The organism is Pleomorphomonas koreensis DSM 23070, from assembly GCF_000425185.1.
GTDB classification, from domain to species: domain Bacteria; phylum Pseudomonadota; class Alphaproteobacteria; order Rhizobiales; family Pleomorphomonadaceae; genus Pleomorphomonas; species Pleomorphomonas koreensis.
In genome coordinates this window covers 272714-290306 of record NZ_AULH01000007.1, presented here as the reverse complement: position 1 = coordinate 290306, position 17593 = coordinate 272714, and the positions used below count along the sequence as shown (strand labels likewise).

The following is a 17593-nucleotide window of genomic DNA, read 5'->3' as shown; positions in this document are numbered from 1 at the left end:
TCAATTCGCAATCGGATGCGAATTTGTCTATCGGGGCAAATGGCGGTTTTCCGACAATTGATCGGCGCGCGATTTCGCCTTGTGAAAATAGCCAAATCGGCCTATCTTTACAAGTGGAGTCGCAAACTCTGAACGTGGTGGGTCGCGCCACCTAGGCATGGTGCATCGGGAAGCCGTCAGGCGATCCCTTTACACGCGCCTCAACGGCGCTTTTTTTGTTTGTCCGGTGGACTCCGGACACGGCCGCGCATTCGGCGGCCGGGGGGATATGGGGTATGTCCAGGGAGAAATCCTAAAGCCCATGTCACCGTCCACGTACGGTTTGCGCCCCCGGCCCGCGCCGATCGCGGAGTTGCTCGCAAAGCAATACGTGGAGACCACCATGACTGCCCTTACCAATTCCGAGACCTACAAGGTCGCGACGAACCAGCTGTCCGAAACGATCATGGGGATGGAAGCGCTGACTGTCCTTCTCGTGAATGCGCTCCACTATGAGTCGTCGATTGTCGGCTCATATGCTGACGGCATCAGTATTCTGATGTGGGAGAAGGTGGACGCGCTCAAGGAGGTGGAAAAGGTCTTCCCTGAGTTTATGCCGGAGAGCGATGCCGCCGCGGAGACCGCCCGGATTGCCGCGGAGGTCGAGCAAATTAACCGCGCCAGATCGATGGTCGAGGAGGAAATCGAATCCATTCGCTCGGAGGAGATCGCCGCCGCCCTGAAGGTGGACGCCGATATCGTGCAGCGCGTCGTCAGGGAGCTGAACAAGGCGAAGACGCCGGATGCCCGCACAGGAAGAGAGGGGCGGCGCGGCAGAGCCGCTGCCGGCTGATCCTCACGGAACGCAATCCAACGGGCACGGCATCGGCCGTGCCCTTGATCTTTCTGGAGTCTGGAAGATGACAAAAGAACTGAGAGAGTGGATGAGCGCGAAAGAGATAGCCGCGCTGAAGATCTCTGGGTTTCCGCAAACTACCTCAGGCGTGCACTATTACGCGAAGGCGAATGGCATCAACTTGAACAAGCAACTGTGCCGACCCCGAAAGAAGGCTGGAGGCGGTGTTGAGTATCACAAGAGCATCATTCTGCCGGCGCTTGATGATCCTCTAAACTGGATCACAGCCCAAGAGATCATCGACATGAACCTGAGTGGATTGCCGAGGGATATTGACTCCCTGCAAGCCAAGTTTCGACGGGACGGCGTCGAGGAAAATCCGATGCTCTTTCGGCGTCATGGGATGGGTCACGCCTTCCTTTATCACCGAACCGTTATCACCGAATTCCTTTCCAATGTCGATCATCTGGCATGGTTCAGTGCGCAGGAAATCGCAGACATGAATCTGCCCGGCTTCCCTGCTGATAGAAGCAGCATTAGCAGATACCTGAGAAATACCCTGCTTCGGAAGTATCCGAAGCTTTGTCGCCACCGCATTGGGTCGGGCGGCGGGTACGAGTACCATATCGACGCCCTTCCCGAAGTCGCCAAGACACGCTGCAAGACCATCACGAGGTCAAAGAGGAAGCCAACGGTAAGGCCACGAATTCGGCTTGAACGTCGACCGCTCGGCCGGCTGATCGAGACCTTTCCAACCGCAACGGAAATCCGCGTCGACTTGACCCGTCCGCGCGACAAGCGGCTGATCGTTCGGGTTCCAGCGATCTGTCGGCCCTCTCCTGATCGGGAGGTGCGGCCATGAAAGAGTGGCTTTCCCCGACCGAGATCGCCTCGTTGGGCCTGATCGGCCATCTGAACAGCAAACACGCGGTCAACTCCTGGATAAGGGCAGAGAGGCCGTTCCATGACGAAGCCTTCATACGCGTCCGCCTCGCCAAGGGCGGCGGCTTCGAATACCACCTGTTCGCCCTGCTGCCCTTCATCACCGACGACGAGATGAAGCTACGCGCCGCCGGGCTGCTCGCCGAGCGCATGGAGGTCAAGAAGCGATTCGACAGCTTCGCGGCCGAAGGCATCGGCACCGAGCCGGTGCGGTCGGACTCGGTCAAGATCGATTTCAGCGGCGTTCCAACCGACGCGCTGATTGAGGAGCTGATGAAGCGCGCCGGCCTCCTGCCTCAAGACAGGGGAAGGCCATGACGACTTTCGACCTGACGGTGACGGTTGACGCCGACGTGTGGGCCTATGCCCAGCGGCGGCTGACGTACCTGGAGGCCATGCTGATCCGGATCGTTCGGGAGCGGTGGGCTATCCAGGAGTGGATGTCGGCCGCCGAGCTGGACGCCAAGCGCCTGCCGGGCCTGCCGGCGGGCAAGGCGGCGATCGCCCGAAAGGCGACGGCCGAAGGGTGGCTTAAGCGCAAGGTGCAAGGCGAACGGCGCTGGCACTTCGCCTATCATGTGTCGAGCCTGCCCGACCGGACCTTCGACGCGCTGATAGGCCGGGTGCTCGACCTGCCGCCGATCGACGCCATCGTTCCGGCGATGATCGGCCTTCCCGATGCGCCGCCACTGCCGGAGAAGGTGCCGGAGAACACCGCGCCGCCTTGGGTGCTGCCGCTGATGAGGATCCTCAGGAGCGACGACGCGCCGACGCTTGGCGAGGCATGGGACATGCTGCCCGACTACCTGCCGCCCGGCGTGGTGTTGCCCGACGTGGAAGAGGCGGCGCGGGTGATGATCCGGTTCGGCATCGCCAACCGGGTTTAGGCTGTGAAAACGACGTTCCGGGGCTTGAGATGCGGTGCCTCGGGACGAGCGGGCATTAAAACGAGTTTCAAACGGGGAAATTTGGCCGCTGACGGGTTTTTGGGGGTTGCGGCTCCGGTGGTAAGGGGGATTGACGGCCCTGCCATGGGCGCTCATTTTGGGCGAAACAGGCGCGGCGAGTGTTTTGCGCGCCTCTGGCGGCTTCAGAGAAGCGCGCCTTACGCGGTCCGAATGAGGGCCAAAACTCTCAGATATTGCCGACCCTACCGCAAACACGTGGGAAGTTTTTCCGTGCATTACCCCCCAGTATGTGCGGCATGGAACAGACATGGACTATCCGAGGCGCTGTTCGCTCGGCGCCAATTCCAGACGAAATCATGGTGTTTGTCGATCTCATTGGAATCGACAAGACAGCCAGCTTGCTTCTCGCCTTGGGTGGTTCGCAAATCCAGGTGGGCCGACACAGAGTCTACAAAAATAGCTCCGTCGTCAAAGAGATCGGTGAGGAAGCCGCGCTGGAGATTGGGGAGTATTTCTGCGGCGGGGTATTCAAGGTCCCGCTCGGTAAGAAATTTCTCAGTCGCTACCTATCCGCCAAGGGTATGAAACAGCAAGAGATTGCCCGAACTCTTCATATCGATGTCGCAACAGTAGCGCGTCATCAGAAGCCGTTTCAGGCGGGCAAAGCGGGTGGACCTTCCTCGCAGAAGCGCAGGGAGTACGGCCGGTGAGCAAGTTCGGCGAGGCCAGCAACTCCCTTTCCGTCGCGCTCATGTCGGAGCAGGCCGGCCCTACGACCTCTTGGGTGCATCTGATCCCATCGGGCGAGTTCTGGGGCCGCGACGGCCGGGGGCCATACCGCCTCGAAAGCGCCGATGCCGTCATCAACACCAGCCGCGCCTACGCCGGCAAGCGGAAAATGGTAGTCGATTACGAGCACCAGACGCTCAAGGCGAAAGACAACGGGCAGCCAGCTCCGGCGGCCGGCTGGATTGTCGGCATGCAGGCGCGTGAAGATGGCATCTGGGGCAAGGTCGAATGGACCGAGGCCGGAGCCGAACGCGTTGAAAAGCGGGAATACCGCTACATTTCCCCGGTTTTCCGCCACACGAGCGACGGTGTGATCAAGTCGATTCTTAATGCCGCGCTCACCAACAATCCCAACCTTGACCAACTCACCGCGCTCTCGCAGGCGGAGGAACCTTCCATGAAATCCGATCAGCTCGCGGCCAAGGTCCGCAGCGCGGCCGCGCTTCTCGGCCTGCCGGAAACGACCGACCAAGGCATTGTCCTGGCGCGGCTTCGCGACCTTTCGGCCCATACTGCCGAAATCGCCGTTCTTTCGGGTGATACCACTCTGGCCGCTCATGCCCCCGATTTCGATCCGACGAAGTATGTGCCGATCGGCGACTTTGAGCGAGTGGTTGCCGATGCCAACAAGCTTCGGCAGGGCGTGACCATGGAAGCGGCGGAACACCGCGTTTCCATGGAAATCAGCAAGGGAAGCCTTCCGCCCTATCTCAAGGATTGGGCCGTTTCGCTTTGCACGGTCAACACGCCGCAGTTCGACGCCTTCTTGAGACGCGTCGGGCCGGCCTTCAATCGGATTGTCGAGCCGATGACGATCGGCAAGCGCTCGTCCCATTCCGAACACAGCCAGACGCTTTCCGCCGAGGAAGAGGAAGTCTGCAAGAACATGGGGTTGAGCCCCGCCACCTATGCCGCCGCCCGCCGTGGCGCGGCCGATGAAGAGGCCTAAGCCGATGATCATCAACCGCCAAAATCTCGACTTCATCTTCACCGGCTTCAACGGGGCCTTCTCGCAGGGCTTCGCCGACGCCAAGCCCGCTTGGTCGACGGTTGCCATGCGCGTTCCTTCGTCGGCCCAGGACGAGGTCTATGGCTGGCTGAACCAGATCCCCGGTATGCGCGAGTGGATCGGGCCGCGCATCATCAACAGCATTTCGGCCAACGGCTACACGATCGGCAATCGGTCGTTCGAGAACACCATCGGTGTTCAGCGCGAGAAGATCGAGGACGACAAGTATGGCGTCTTCGCGCCGCTCATGCAGGAGATGGGCCGCGCGGCGGCCGTGCATCCTGACGAGCTGGTGTTTTCGACCCTCGGCGCCGGCTTCGCCACCGAATGCTTTGACGGGCAGTACTTCTTCGACACCGATCATCCGGTGATGAAGGACGGCGAGGAAACGTCGGTGTCGAACATGCAGGCCGGCTCCGGCGAGCCCTGGTACCTGCTCGACACGAGCCGCGCCATTCGGCCACTCGTCTACCAGGAGCGCCGGCCGTACAACCTCCAAACCAAGACTGACCTTTCCGACGATAACGTGTTCTTCAACAAGGAGTTCATCTACGGCGTCGATGGTCGGTGCGCGGCTGGATACGGCCTTTGGCAGCTCGCATTCGGCTCCAAGGCCGATCTGACGCCGACCAACTACAGCCTGGCGCGCGTCGCCATGCAAAGCCTCAAGGGTGACGGAGGCCGCCCGCTTGCCATCAAGCCGACCGTTCTGGTTGTCGGCCCGGCGAACGAGGAAAAGGCCCTGACGCTGATCAACTCGGCGACCAATGCCGCCGGGGCCAGTAACCCTTGGTACAAGACGGTCGAAGTGATCATGTCGCCTTGGGTGGAGTAATGCCTGTCGCCCGGTGTGTTTGCGGTGTTGCGCATCGGGAGTGGCCGCTCCGGCTGGCAGAGCGCCTAGAGCGCCAGGCCGGCCGGAGCGTTTTTTTGAGGGGTTAGCGCCATGGCACAGAATTTCAGGGTATCCATCGGCGTCGACCTCGACGCCGCCCGCGCCAAGGCAGGAGCGAGCGAGGCGCGGCAGGCGGTTCAGTCGATCGGCGAGGCGGCCGGACAGGCAACGCCCAAGGTGCAGACCCTTGATGGCGCGCTCGGTGGCCTACATGACACGGCCGCCAACGAGAAAGCCAAGCTGTGGACTGGAATTCTTGCCTCCGAGGGTATGGCGCTCGACAACCTCAGGGCCAAGTACAATCCGGTGTTCGCCGCCATCCAATCTTACAAGTCCGCTCAGGTCGAAATCCGCACGGCGCACGCCATGGGTGCGCTTTCGACGGATGAAATGACAGCCGCGCTTTCCCGGCATCGGCAGGCAACCTTGGCGTCGATCGACGCCATCAAAGGGCGCAACCTGGCGCTCCGACAGCAGGCAACAATCAACCCGCTCGGACCGACCTACGGCTCAGCCGGTGCCTTCCAGACTGCCAACATTGCCGCGCAGTTTCAGGATATCGGCGTCACAGCCGCCATGGGGATGAATCCCCTGATGATCGGCCTTCAGCAGGGCGCGCAGCTGTCGAGTGTACTTTCCACCATGGAGCGGCCCATTGCAGGTCTCGGCGCGGCTTTCGTCGGGCTGCTTTCGCCGCTTTCGCTTGCAACCGTGGGCCTGACGGCTGCCGGCGCGGCGGCTATCCAGTTCTTTGCGTCGTGGAACTCCGGCGCTGACAGCCTGGAAGATGATCTGAAACGGCAAGCCGATCTGGTGTCGGAGATCGCCAAACGCTTCAAGGGCGCGGGGGATGCCGCCCAGGGCTACGCCCAGGACACGGCCAACGTTCTGGCCGCCCAGAGCAAGCTCAACGTCAAAAGCCTTCGGGAGGATCTGCAGAAGCAGGCGGCGGACATCCAAAACGAGCTGTTTCTGTTCAATAATCCCAACTCATGGGCTCCGGACTCGGAGAAGGGGCTGAAGACGATCTTCGACGAGTTCGCCGCCTCGATCGAGCGCAGCGATCCGCAGGTTCGCGTCTTCCGCGACGGACTGACCGACCTCAAGAACTCCGGCGTCGAGAACATCAGCGAGATCACCGATTATTGGCTCGGTCTCACTGATGCGATGGCCGAAACCCAAACGGCGCTGGATCGCATCCGGAACACCAGCCTGATGGCCGATCCGGCGATGCGGGCGATTGCAGATCGCTGGCGCGGCCGGGAAAACGACCCGTACGCCATGGGTGCGAGCACCGATGCGGTCGGTATGTTGCCGCCTTCCATCCTGCCGCAAGACGATCCCCGCCGTTCCCTCGACTACAGCGCGGACGAACTCAAGGCCGCGACGGAAGCCCTGAAACAGGCACAGCGCGCCGCCGCATCCACCGGCCTAATGGGGCTCGATGCAACGATCAAGTCGATTACCGCCCGGTATGACGAGCTGATCACAAAGACCTATGGCGCGACGGACGCGATCGACCTCTACAGGCAGGCCGAGGCTTTGGAAATTGAGACGGCCCGCCGACGCGCTTTGCTTCAACCGCTTCAGGATGCCGCGCGTTCGACTTCCGAGCTTGAACGGGCCGTTGCCTTGCAGCGCGCGACCTTTGGCCTTTCGGCCGGAGACGCCGCCAATCTCACCGAACAGATGCGGCTCTACAACGAGTATGCCCGCGCTGGCGTCCAGATCACGCCGGAACTCGCCCGCACCATTGCCGAGGTGGGGAGCCGTTACGGTGCCGCCGCTGGCGACCTGGACAAGCTGGCGAAGGCGCAGCAGGAGACCATAGGCCGCATGGACGGCCTTCGGTCGGCGACAAAATCGGCGCTTGGATCGGCGTTGGAAGGCGATTGGAACGCGATCGGCGACGCGTTCAAGAGCTGGTCATCCAACATCATCACCGACCAGCTAACACAAGGCTTGCTCGGGCGGTCCGGCGAGGCCGGCGGTGGCCTGTTCGGCGAGATGGTTTCCGGCCTCTTGGGGGATGGCGCGCGCGGCGCTTCCGCCGCAAATCCGGTGTTCGTGACCTTCGGCGGTGTCGGCGCTGGTGGTGGCCTGTTCGGCAATCTCACTCCGGCAAACTCCCCAAGTCTTGGCTTGGTCGGCGGGTCCGACCTTCTGGCCAAATACCGCGAGGCTATCGCCAAGCTTGAAAGCAGCGGGCGCTACGGCGCACTTGGGCCGGTGACCGCGACGGGGGACCGGGCCTATGGTCGCTATGGCGTGATGGGGGCGAACGTCGGCCCATGGACACAGCAGACGCTCGGCTACGCCATGACGCCATCGGCCTTCCTGGCTGATCCTTCGGCCCAGGATGCCGTGTTCAACCGAATTTTCGGCGGCTACCTCAGTCGGTTCGGCAATGCCAACGACGCGGCCAGTGCATGGTTCACAGGCCGGCCTCTGGCGGCCGGTGCCGCCGCAACGGACATTCTCGGCACCACTGGCAGCGCCTACGTCGACAAGTTCAACGCGGCGCTCGGTACGGCTACGACGGGCCTGGAGAGCTTCGCCAGCAGTGCCAAAGGCGCAAAGACCGGCGGCATTCCGGACAGTGCCTCATCCTACGGCACTGGATGGGCTGAACAACAGGTTTCCGGTCTCAGCGCTGAATTCTCGGTGCTCAGAAACGGCGTTGCCGGCATCGCCGACCAGTTCATTCCGGGGTTGGGTTCGGTGCTTGGACAATTGCTCGACGGTATTTCCAGCGCGGGCGGATCGTCGGGCGGCGGGTTCTGGTCGTCGCTGTTGTCGGGCATCGGCGGACTATTCGGCGGCAGCGGTTGGGGTGCCGACAACAGCTCGGCGTTCTCGCTCTATGCGTTGGGCGGCATACCGGGCGGCCGTGGCCTTCATTCCTACGCCAACCAGGTGGTTTCGACGCCCACGACGTTCGCCTTTGCCAAGGGTGCTGGCGTGATGGGCGAAGCGGGCGAACCCGAGGGTATTTTCCCGCTGACGCGGGACCGCTCCGGCCGGCTCGGCGTTCGGGCCTCGTGGGACGGCCAGGGCGGACAGGATTCGGGGACGAGCATCCAGATCATCAACACAAACGGCTCTAGGGTGGAACACGAGACGACGCGCGACAGCCGCGGTCGACGGCAGGAAAAGTTCGTGCTGTCGGATGCGGTAGGCGACGCGATGACGACGCCAGGTGGCGGAGCCGATCGCGCCATGCGCCAGAAGTTCGGGGTGCGCTCCAGGGGTATCCCAAGGTAGGTTGTGAAATGACCCGGCGGGGTGCTATCAGTAGCCCCGTTAGCGTCATTCCGGCAGCCTCAAAACGGCGTCTCTAGCAGCCGGTTTACGAGGCCATTTCAAACGGCGTTTTTCGACCGTTTAAACAGACGTCCAAAGCGGGTCGATTCGGCCGCCTAATCTGGTGCCAAGTGATCTTGCGCAGAGCGCCATTTGATTTTGCGCGCTACATCTGGGACGGCCGCGCCGAGGATCTGAAGGCCCAGGCCAAGGGCCCGATCCAGGCCGGCGTCGAGATGGCGAGCACGCCCGACAAGGTGATCGCCACGCTGACCAGCATGCCGCTCTACAACGACTGGTTCAAGCTCGCCTTCCCCGGCGATCCGTCGCCCGTCACCTTCGACAACGTCGCCAAGGCCATCGAGGCCTTCGAGGTGACGCTGCTGACGCCGGCCTCGCCCTTCGACCGCTGGCTCGAAGGCGACGACAACGCCATGACCGAGGTGCAGAAGACCGGCCTCAACCTGTTCATGGAAAAGGGCTGCTCGGCCTGCCATTCCGGCGTCAACTTCGGCGGCCATGACTACTATCCGTTCGGCGTCGTCGAGCGGCCGGGTTCGGACGTCCTGCCGGAAGGCGACAAGGGCCGCTTCTCGGTCACCAAGACGGCGGACGACGAGTATGTCTTCCGCGCCGCGCCGCTGCGCAACGTCGCGCTGACCGCGCCCTACTTCCACTCGGGCAAGGTCTGGGATCTGAAGCAGGCCGTCGCCATCATGGGATCGGCCCAGCTCGGCGCCGAACTCAACGACGACGAGACCACGGCCATCGCCTCCTTCCTGACGGCGCTGACCGGCGAGCTGCGTCCGGTCGAATACCCGGTGCTGCCGCCGGAGACGGCGACCACGCCGCGGCCGACCGCCGAGGTCATCGCCAAGTAATCTGCCATCGCGATGATCGATTGCCTCACGGCCGGCCCCACGGGGCCGGCTTTTTTCATGCCGGCAGGCGGTCGGCGGCCGGCTTCAGCCCCGGCATCAGGCCGGCGATTCGCTCGCAGAGCGGAGCGAGCGGGCTGGTGCGGCGCCAGGCGAGGCCGATGGTGCGGTGCGGCTCGGGCCGCGACAGCCGGCGCAGGCGCACCCGGTCGGCGTCGAGCGGCGTCGCGGCGAGAAACAGCTCCGGCAACAGCGTGATCCCCTGCCCCGCCGCCACCAGTTGCAGGATGGTGGCGAGCGAGGTGACGCCGGCCCGCGTCAGCCGGCGGGCGTCGAGGGCGCCGCAGGAGGCCAGCGTCTGGTCGCGCAGGCAATGGCCGTCCTCGAGCAGCAGCAGCGCCTCGGTCGGGATGTCGGCGGCGCTGTCGAAGGCGCCGAGCGACAGCGGCCCCGTCGCCGGCGTCGCCAGCAGGAAGGCATCGGCGAATGCCGGCACTTCCACGAAGGACGGATCGCCGAGCGGCAGGCTGGCGATGACCAGATCGAGGCCGCCGGCCTGCAATTCGCCGACCAACGTCGCCGTCACCGTCTCGCGTACGCCGACCCTGAGCGCCGGGAAGGCGTCGGCGATGGCCGGCAGCAGCTTCGGCAAGAGATAGGGACCGATCGACGGGATGATGCCTAGCTTCAGCGCGCCGGTGGCCGGGTCTGCGGCGGCGCGGGCATAAGCCTCGAGGTCGCCCACCTCGGCGAGAATGCGGCGGCCACGCCCGACGATGGCCTCGCCGGCCGGTGTCAGGCGGGCGCCGGCGGCGGCACGCTCGACCAGGGGACAGCCGAGCGCCTCCTCAAGCTCGCGGATCTGCGCCGACAGCGCCGGCTGGCTGACCGAAACCCGCTCGGCGGCACGGCCGAAATGCCCCTCGGCGGCGAGCGCGTCGAGATAGCGGAGCTGGCGCAGGGTGATCCTCATAGGAAAATCCTATCAGCCTGGTCGGATAATGCAATTGGAATGATTCTAAGAAATGCCGTCATGTCGATGCGGAGAGGCGATGCCGGCCTGCCGGCGCCGCGTCCGTTCTCATGCAGGGAGACCCGCCTTGACCGACAGACCGATCCAGACCACCACCGCCGGCAGCCCGATCGCCGACAACCAGAATTCGTTGACCGCCGGCTTGCGCGGCCCGGTGCTGATGCAGGACTGGCAGCTGATCGAGAAGCTTGCCCACCAGAATCGCGAGCGCATTCCCGAGCGCGTCGTCCACGCCAAGGGCTGGGGCGCCTTCGGCGAACTGACGGTGACGCAGGACATCACCCGCTACACGCGCGCCAGACCGTTCTCCGAGGTCGGCAAGAAGACGCCGCTGCTGATGCGCTTCTCGACGGTGGCCGGTGAGCTGGGCGCCGCCGATGCCGAGCGCGACGTGCGCGGCTTCGCGCTGAAGTTCTACACCGAGGAAGGCAACTGGGACCTCGTCGGCAACAACACGCCGGTGTTCTTCGTCCGTGATCCGCTGAAGTTCCCGGACTTCATCCACACCCAGAAGCGCCATCCGAAGACCAACCTCCGCTCGGCCACCGCCATGTGGGACTTCTGGTCGCTCAGCCCGGAGAGCATTCACCAGGTGACCATCCTGTTCTCCGACCGCGGCCTGCCGACCGACGTCCGCCATATCGACGGCTTCGGCTCGCACACCTATTCCTTCATCAACGCGGACGGCGAGCGCTTCTGGGTCAAGTTCCACTTCAAGACGATGCAGGGCCACCGCCACTACACCAACGCCGAGGCGGCCGAGGTGGTCGGCCGGACGCGCGAATCGACGCAGGAGGACCTGTTCGGCGCCATCGAGGCCGGCGACTATCCGCGCTGGCGCTTCTATGTGCAGATCATGCCCGAGCTGGAAGCCGAGACGACGCCCTACAACCCGTTCGACCTGACCAAGGTCTGGCCGCACGCCGACTATCCGCTGATTGAGGTCGGCATCCTCGAACTCAACCGCAACGCCGACAACTATTTCAACGAGATCGAGCAGGCCGCCTTCTCGCCGTCCAACATCGTGCCCGGCGTCGGCTTCTCGCCCGACAAGATGTTGCAGGCCCGCCTGTTCTCCTATGCCGACGCCCACCGCCACCGGCTCGGCACCCACTACGAGGCGCTGCCGGTCAACGCGCCGAAATGCCCCGTCCACCACTACCACAAGGACGGCGCCATGAACTTCATGCCCAACAAGCCCAATCCGGACGCCTACTACGAGCCGAACAGCTTCGGCGGGCCGCGTCAGGCGCCGGAGTTCCGCGAGCCGCCGCTGCGCATCTCCGGCGACGCCGACCGCTACGACCATCGCGAGGGCAACGACGACTACGGCCAGGCCGCCGCTCTGTTCCGCCTGTTCGACGACGGGCAGCGCCAGCGCCTGCTCCAGAACATCGCCGCCGCCATGGCCGGCGTGCCGCGCGACATCGTCGACCGCCAGCTCGGCCATTTCGCCAAGGTCGATCCGGCCTACGCGGCGGGCGTCAGGGATGCCCTCGGCATAAGCTGAGCCGGCGCACAGCCCCGTCGCCGGCAAATGGCGCGGTCGCCGCCGGGCCTGCAAGCCGGCGGCGGCCGCCAGCCGCTCTCGCCGGAAAGCCCGGCATGAAAAAGCCCGGCCGGGTTTCCCCGGCCGGGCTCGAATGTCTTCAATGGGCCCCTGAAGCTCAGGGCTTGGCGGCACCGGCGCCGGAGGCGGCGTTCTGCGCGTCGAGCAGCTTCTGCTGCGCTTCCTTGGCCTTGCGCTGCACCTCGGAGGCGAGCTGTTCGCGCTGGCGCTGCAGCGCCGCCGTGTCGATCGCCGGACCGGCGTAGGACGCCGTGAAGCCGGTCAGCGAGATCGGGAAGTTCAGCGCCTTGGCCTGCTGATTCTGCGTGGTGATGATCAGGTCCTTGCCCTTCTTCATCGAGGCGGTGAAGTCGTCGGTGATCGGGATCTCGGCGAAGCAGGCATTGGGCATGCAGATGGTGTACTTGCCCGGCACCTGGGTGTTCTGATCGACCTGCACGCGGATGCCCGGCTGGATCAGCATGCCGACCGGCGTCTGCACCAGCAGGATCTTGCGCGTCTCGCCGTCCACCTCGCGCACGCCGGCCGAGGCCAGGAACTGGCCGCTGTCGGTACGCAGCTCGCGCACGGTAAAGCAGACCTGCTTCTTGGTGCGGGCGTCCTGGCCGCAGAGCTTGTTCCAGGGATTGTTGGCATCGTCGCTCGGCGCCGAAGCGGCGTTGTCGGCGGGAGCCGCGTCGGCCGGAGCGGCCGGCTTGTCCTGCGCCAGCGCGGTGGCCGCGGGCAGCGCCAGCGCCGCCAGAAAGACCATGGTCCTGAGGGAAGTAACCGTTGCCATTCGCCCAATCCTTTGCATGCGTCGATCTCTAGCACACGCCATTGGCGCTACCGATCGTCTGATTTCGATCGACTTGTCAACAGCGCTTCGCGCAATCCGAACCCCGGAAGCCTGCCGAAAGTGACTTTTCTCCGCCCTGCGGCGCGCGGGGCTCACCCTGCCCGCGCCTTGGGCGCTCGGAGAACCCGATGACGGCAAATTTGGGCAACACGGTGGCCCCGCGTCCCCGGCCGGAAATTCGTCGGCCGGCGAAGCGTTCCGGCGGTGGACCGGCGGCCGGCCGGCCAAAATTGACGGCTCCAAGCGGGGATGGACGTGTTAACGTTCCGGAAAGATTCGCGTCCGAACGGAACCCCGGTTCATGTCCTGCGTCATCACCCGCCGCGTCTTCTGTCTTGGCACCGTCGGCGCCGGCCTCCTGCTGTCGCTGCCGGCCCGCGCCGCGCCGACCCATGGCATTGCCATGCATGGCATACCGGCCCTGCCGGCCGATTTTCCGCACCTGCCCTATGCCGATCCGGACGCGCCGAAGGGCGGCACCTTCGCCCTCGGCTTCCCCGGCTCCTTCGACAGCCTCAACCCGTTCATCGTCAAGGGCAACGCGCCGCGCGGCCTCTCCGACACGCTCTACGGCAACAACGTCTGGGACACGCTGCTGCAGCGCTCGGCCGACGAGGCCTTCTCGCTCTACGGCCTTCTCGCCGAGGGTGTCGAGATGCCGGCCGACCGGGCCTGGGTCGAGTTCACGCTGAACCCGCGCGCCGCCTTCTCCGACGGCCAGCCGGTGACCGTCGACGACGTGCTGTTCACCGTCGATCTCCTGAAGAACAAGGGCCGGCCGGTCTACAAGCGCCGCTTCGACAAGGTGGTGTCGGTCGACCGCGTCGGCGAGCGCACGCTGCGCTTCTCCTTCGCCGACGGCGCCGACCGCGAGCTGCCGCTGTTGATCGGCGGCTTCACGCCGATCCTGCCCCGCCACGCCATCGACGCCGCCACCTTCGACCAGTCGTCGATGAAGCCGCTCCTCGGCTCCGGCCCCTACGTGATCGACAGCATCGACGAGGGCCGGCAGGTGGTGCTGAAGCGCAACCCGGACTACTGGGCCAAGGATCTGCCGATCAAGCGTGGCCTCGACAATTTCGACGAGATCCGCATCGAGTATTTCAAGGACGCCACCGCCTATTTCGAGGCCTTCAAGACCGGCACCTTCGACCTCTACATGGACAGCGACCCCGGCCACTGGGCCAAGGCCTACGATTTCCCGGCCGTGCGCGACGGCCGCGTCGTCATGGAGAAGGTGAAGACCGGCACGCCCAAGGGCATGACCGGCTTCGTCTTCAACACCCGCCGCGAGCTGTTCAAGGATATCCGCGTACGGCAGGCGCTGACGCTGCTGTTCGACTTCGAGGCGGTCAACCGCACGCTCTACTACGGCGCCTATGCCCGCACCGGCTCCTATTTCGAGGGCTCCAGCCTGTCGGCGCTCGGCGTCCCGGCCTCCGAGGCCGAGAAGGCGCTGCTCGCTCCCTACCAGGATCTGGTGCTGCCGGAGGTCATGGCCGGCACCTATGCGCCGCCGGTCAGCGACGGCTCCGGCCGTGACCGCAAGGCCCTGCGCGCCGCCCTCGATCTCATGAACCAGGCCGGCTGGAAGCTCGACGGCCGCCGGCTGGTCGACGCCAACGGGCAAGCCTTCGCCTTCGAGTTCATGGCCAAGGTGCCGGACGAGGAGCGCCTCGCCCTCGCCTATCAGGCGACGCTGAAGCTGATCGGCATCGACATGGCTGTACGGCTCGTCGATTCGACGCAATATTACGACCGCCAGAAGACCTTCGACTTCGACATGCTGCAGATGATCTGGACGGCGTCGCTGTCGCCCGGCAACGAGCAGGTCAATCGCTGGTCGCAGAAGGCGGCGGTCACCGAGGGCACCTTCAACTATGCCGGCGCGTCGAGCCCGGCCATCGACGCCATGATCGACGCGCTGCTCGCCGCCACCGAGCGCGAAGAGTTCGAGACCGCCGTCCGCGCCCTCGACCGCCTGTTGATCTCCGGCGTCTACTGCGTGCCGCTCTATCACCTGCCCGAGGATCTCGTCGCCCGCTGGGTGCGCATCCGCCGGCCCGAGGCGACGTCGATCGCCGGTATCCAGCCGTCCGCCTGGTGGGCGGACGCCAAGTCCTGACGCTAGGCAAATTGGGAAACGCGCCATGATCCTGACGTCCGAACAACGAGCCGAAGCCTGCGTTGCCTCCGGCGCCTGGAGCCAGGTGACGCTCGACGAGCTGATGCGCCGCGCCGCCGCCGCCGCGCCGGCCACCACCGCCTTCGAGGACGTCGGCGCCGGCGCTGTGCCGGGCCTGTCGGCTCACTACAGCTTTGCCGACGCCGTCAGGCGCATCGACGGCCTCGCCGCCTTCTTCGCCACCGTCGGCCTCCGGCCCGACATGGTGCTCGGCATCCACCTGCCGCCCTGCGCCGACGCGGCGATCGTCATCTTCGCGGCGCTGAAGGCCGGCCTGGTGGTGGCGCCGCTGCCGGTCTACTGGACGAAATCGGAGATCGAGGCGGCCATCGAGGCGGCGTCGATCAAGGCGATGGTCACCGCCTCGGAGATCGAGAACGAGCCGTCGGGCGAACTGGTGCGCGACGTCGCCGCCGACACCTTCGCCATCCGCTTCGTGTTCGCCGTCGGCGACGGCCAGCCGGACGGACTGATCGATCTCACCGAGGTGCTGGCCGACGTCGACGCGCTCGGGCCGCCGCCCGAGGTGACGCGGCGCGGCGTGGCGGCCGATCATGTCGCGCTGCTGTCGATGGCGCGCACGCCCGACGACGAACTGCTGATCGTCCCCTACAGCCACAACCAGCTGACGGCGATCGCCGCCGGCCATCTCATGGAAGCCGGCGTCGCCGCGCCGGAGACCGTGCTGTCCACCATGCATCCGGCCAGCCTCGCCTCGATGGCCGGCGCCATCGCCACCGCGCTGATGGCGGGCGGCCACGTCGCCTTCCATCACGGCACCTCGCTTGCCGGCCTTGCCGGCGCCGTGGAGAGCGCCGGCGCCGACCGCGTCGTGCTGCCGGAGGCGATCGTCGCCCCGCTCGCCGCCGCCCTCGACCGGCCGGTCGCCTTCTCGGCGGTCGGCGCCGGCCTTGGCCTTATGCCGGCGCCGGCCGCCCGCACCGTCGATCTCGTCACGCTCGGCGGCCTCTGCCTGATCCCGCGCGCCCGCGACGCCGGCGGCGCCATGGTGGCGCTGCCGCTCGGCGAGGCGCGCATGGGCGGCTACGACGACGCACCGGCGCTGTTCGAGGCGCGAATCCGGCCGAAGGCCGGCGCGAGAAGCCGCAAGGCGGAGGGCGAACTGCTGCTGGGCGGTGCCGCCATTCCCGACGCGCCCTGGCCCGAGCCGCAGTCCGGCCGGCGCGGCGCCCTGCTCGGCGTTACCTCCGACGGCTTCCTGCGTACCGGTCTCGCCGTCGAGGAGCACGAAGGCCGGTTAATGATCACCGGTACGCTCGGCGAGACCATCGGCGTCGCCGGCATCACCGTGTCGCCGCGGCGGCTCGATGCGCTGTTCCGCCGCTACGAGGGCGTCGAGGACGCCGCCGTGTTCCCGATCGACGCCGGCCCGGTCGGCCACCGCATCGGCCTCGCCGTGGTACCAAAGCCCGGCGAGCGGCCGCAACTCGCCGAGTTGCTGGCTTGGCTCGACGGCGAGGCGGCCGGCAAGCTCGACCGGCCGGTGGCGCTCTTGTCGGTGCCGGAAATCCCTCGCAATGCCGACGGCTCGGTGCGCCGCGAGGCGCTGTTCCTGGCGGCCGTCGCCTGACGGAGGCTACGAGGAACCAGCCCGCTGTTCCGCCTCAAGCTTGGCGACCAGTTGCGCCCGTGCCGGCGGCAGGTCGACCGCTCTGGGTCCGACGACGTGACGGTCGAGGAAGAAGCCGGTGAGTTTCAGTGCCGCCGCCACATCGGCGGCGTCGGGCGCCCCCTCGGCGCCGGGCAGCAGGAAGGCCGGCAGCGCCAGCAGGCGGTCGGCATAGGGCGCGCCTGCCTCGCGGCACACCGCCCGCGCCGATTTCGGGCTGACGAAGCAGAGATCGTCGCTGCGGCCGGTGGCGGCGCAACTCGAAAGATCGAGCCCGAAGCCCAGCTCATCGAGCAGCATCAGCTCGAAGCGGGCGACCAGCGCCGCCGATTGCAGCAGGCCGTCGAGATGGTCGAGCAGCGTCTCGGCCGCCCGATAAAGGCCGGCATGCGCCTCGCGCTCGGCCAGGAGCCGCAGGTGGCCGGCGACGATCTGCACGCCGAACACGCCGGCGGCGCTCTCCATCAGCCGGGCCGCCCGCGCCCGCTCCAGCTCGACGACGAACAGGCCGAGATGCGTTTCGAGCCTCGCCCGCCAGGTGACGGTCAGCGAGTTGCCGGCCTGGAGAACCGGTTGCAGGCGCCGCGAGCGGGCGCCCTTGACGAGGCCGAGATGGCGGCCGTGCCCGGGCGTCATCACCTCGATCACCGCGCTGGTCTCGCCATGCGGGCGAAGGCCGATCAGCAGCGCTTCCGACACCCATTCCATCTCGTCGACCCGTCACACCAATTCGCGAAGACGCGGACGCATCCGCTCATTGCGGCCATTGCCGATGTCT

The 17593-nt window shown here is 65.7% G+C and carries 14 protein-coding genes and 1 pseudogene; 12 read left to right on the top strand and 3 right to left on the bottom strand.

The window, feature by feature from the left end; all coding sequences use genetic code 11:
* Positions 1 to 382: 382 nt before the first annotated feature.
* From H512_RS0106585 to H512_RS22855, 9 genes and pseudogenes are all read left to right on the top strand, one after another.
* Positions 383 to 832 (top strand): hypothetical protein, encoded by a 450-nt coding sequence (locus H512_RS0106585; protein ID WP_156899401.1) that lies wholly within the window; start codon positions 383 to 385, stop codon positions 830 to 832.
* Entirely contained in the window at positions 783 to 1697 is a 915-nt protein-coding gene (locus tag H512_RS0106580; protein WP_156899399.1) for a hypothetical protein, read from the top strand. Before H512_RS0106585 ends, H512_RS0106580 begins: the two co-directional genes overlap by 50 nt.
* Entirely contained in the window at positions 1694 to 2095 is a 402-nt protein-coding gene (locus H512_RS0106575) for a hypothetical protein (RefSeq protein ID WP_026782782.1), read from the top strand. Before H512_RS0106580 ends, H512_RS0106575 begins: the two co-directional genes overlap by 4 nt.
* Positions 2092 to 2664: a DNA-binding protein gene (locus H512_RS25660; protein ID WP_053239628.1), complete on the top strand. Its 573-nt coding sequence runs from the start codon at positions 2092 to 2094 to the stop codon at positions 2662 to 2664. The genes H512_RS0106575 and H512_RS25660 overlap by 4 nt, the downstream gene beginning before the upstream one ends.
* 377 nt (positions 2665 to 3041) lie before the next feature.
* On the top strand, positions 3042 to 3395 hold the full coding sequence (locus H512_RS0106565) for a hypothetical protein (protein WP_026782781.1): 354 nt from the start codon (positions 3042 to 3044) through the stop codon (positions 3393 to 3395).
* Positions 3392 to 4423 carry a phage protease gene (locus H512_RS25655; RefSeq protein ID WP_053239627.1) on the top strand — a complete coding sequence of 344 codons (1032 nt, stop codon included), beginning with the start codon at positions 3392 to 3394 and terminating at the stop codon, positions 4421 to 4423. Before H512_RS0106565 ends, H512_RS25655 begins: the two co-directional genes overlap by 4 nt.
* A gap of 4 nt (positions 4424 to 4427) precedes the next feature.
* Positions 4428 to 5318: a Mu-like prophage major head subunit gpT family protein gene (locus tag H512_RS0106555; RefSeq protein WP_026782780.1), complete on the top strand. Its 891-nt coding sequence runs from the start codon at positions 4428 to 4430 to the stop codon at positions 5316 to 5318.
* Between the two features lie 111 nt (positions 5319 to 5429).
* Positions 5430 to 8642, top strand: coding sequence for a phage tail length tape measure family protein (locus tag H512_RS25650; protein ID WP_053239626.1), 3213 nt, complete (start codon positions 5430 to 5432; stop codon positions 8640 to 8642).
* 185 nt (positions 8643 to 8827) lie between these two features.
* Positions 8828 to 9562 (top strand): annotated as a pseudogene (locus H512_RS22855) (cytochrome-c peroxidase); the annotation flags it as partial.
* Between the two features lie 55 nt (positions 9563 to 9617).
* Here the strand turns inward: H512_RS22855 and H512_RS22850 are convergent.
* Positions 9618 to 10532 carry a hydrogen peroxide-inducible genes activator gene (locus tag H512_RS22850; RefSeq protein WP_036790266.1) on the bottom strand — a complete coding sequence of 305 codons (915 nt, stop codon included), beginning with the start codon at positions 10530 to 10532 and terminating at the stop codon, positions 9618 to 9620.
* A gap of 127 nt (positions 10533 to 10659) precedes the next feature.
* Between H512_RS22850 and H512_RS0106535 the strand changes: the two genes are divergently transcribed.
* Positions 10660 to 12102 carry a catalase gene (locus H512_RS0106535; RefSeq protein WP_026782779.1) on the top strand — a complete coding sequence of 481 codons (1443 nt, stop codon included), beginning with the start codon at positions 10660 to 10662 and terminating at the stop codon, positions 12100 to 12102.
* A gap of 157 nt (positions 12103 to 12259) precedes the next feature.
* Here H512_RS0106535 and H512_RS22845 read toward each other — a convergent pair whose 3' ends face one another.
* Complete coding sequence (locus H512_RS22845) at positions 12260 to 12940, bottom strand: invasion associated locus B family protein (protein WP_169507131.1); 681 nt, start codon at positions 12938 to 12940, stop codon at positions 12260 to 12262.
* Between the two features lie 361 nt (positions 12941 to 13301).
* On the opposite strand from H512_RS22845, the gene H512_RS0106525 reads away from it, so the two are divergent.
* Positions 13302 to 15125, top strand: a complete 1824-nt coding sequence (locus H512_RS0106525; protein ID WP_026782778.1) for an extracellular solute-binding protein — start codon at positions 13302 to 13304, stop codon at positions 15123 to 15125.
* A gap of 25 nt (positions 15126 to 15150) precedes the next feature.
* On the top strand, positions 15151 to 16776 hold the full coding sequence (locus H512_RS0106520) for an AMP-binding protein (protein WP_026782777.1): 1626 nt from the start codon (positions 15151 to 15153) through the stop codon (positions 16774 to 16776).
* Positions 16777 to 16782: 6 nt separating this feature from the next.
* On the opposite strand, the gene recO is transcribed toward H512_RS0106520, so the two are convergent.
* A complete protein-coding gene (gene recO / locus H512_RS0106515; RefSeq protein ID WP_026782776.1) occupies positions 16783 to 17523 on the bottom strand; it encodes a DNA repair protein RecO in 741 nt (246 codons plus the stop codon).
* Between the last annotated feature and the right edge of the window lie 70 nt (positions 17524 to 17593).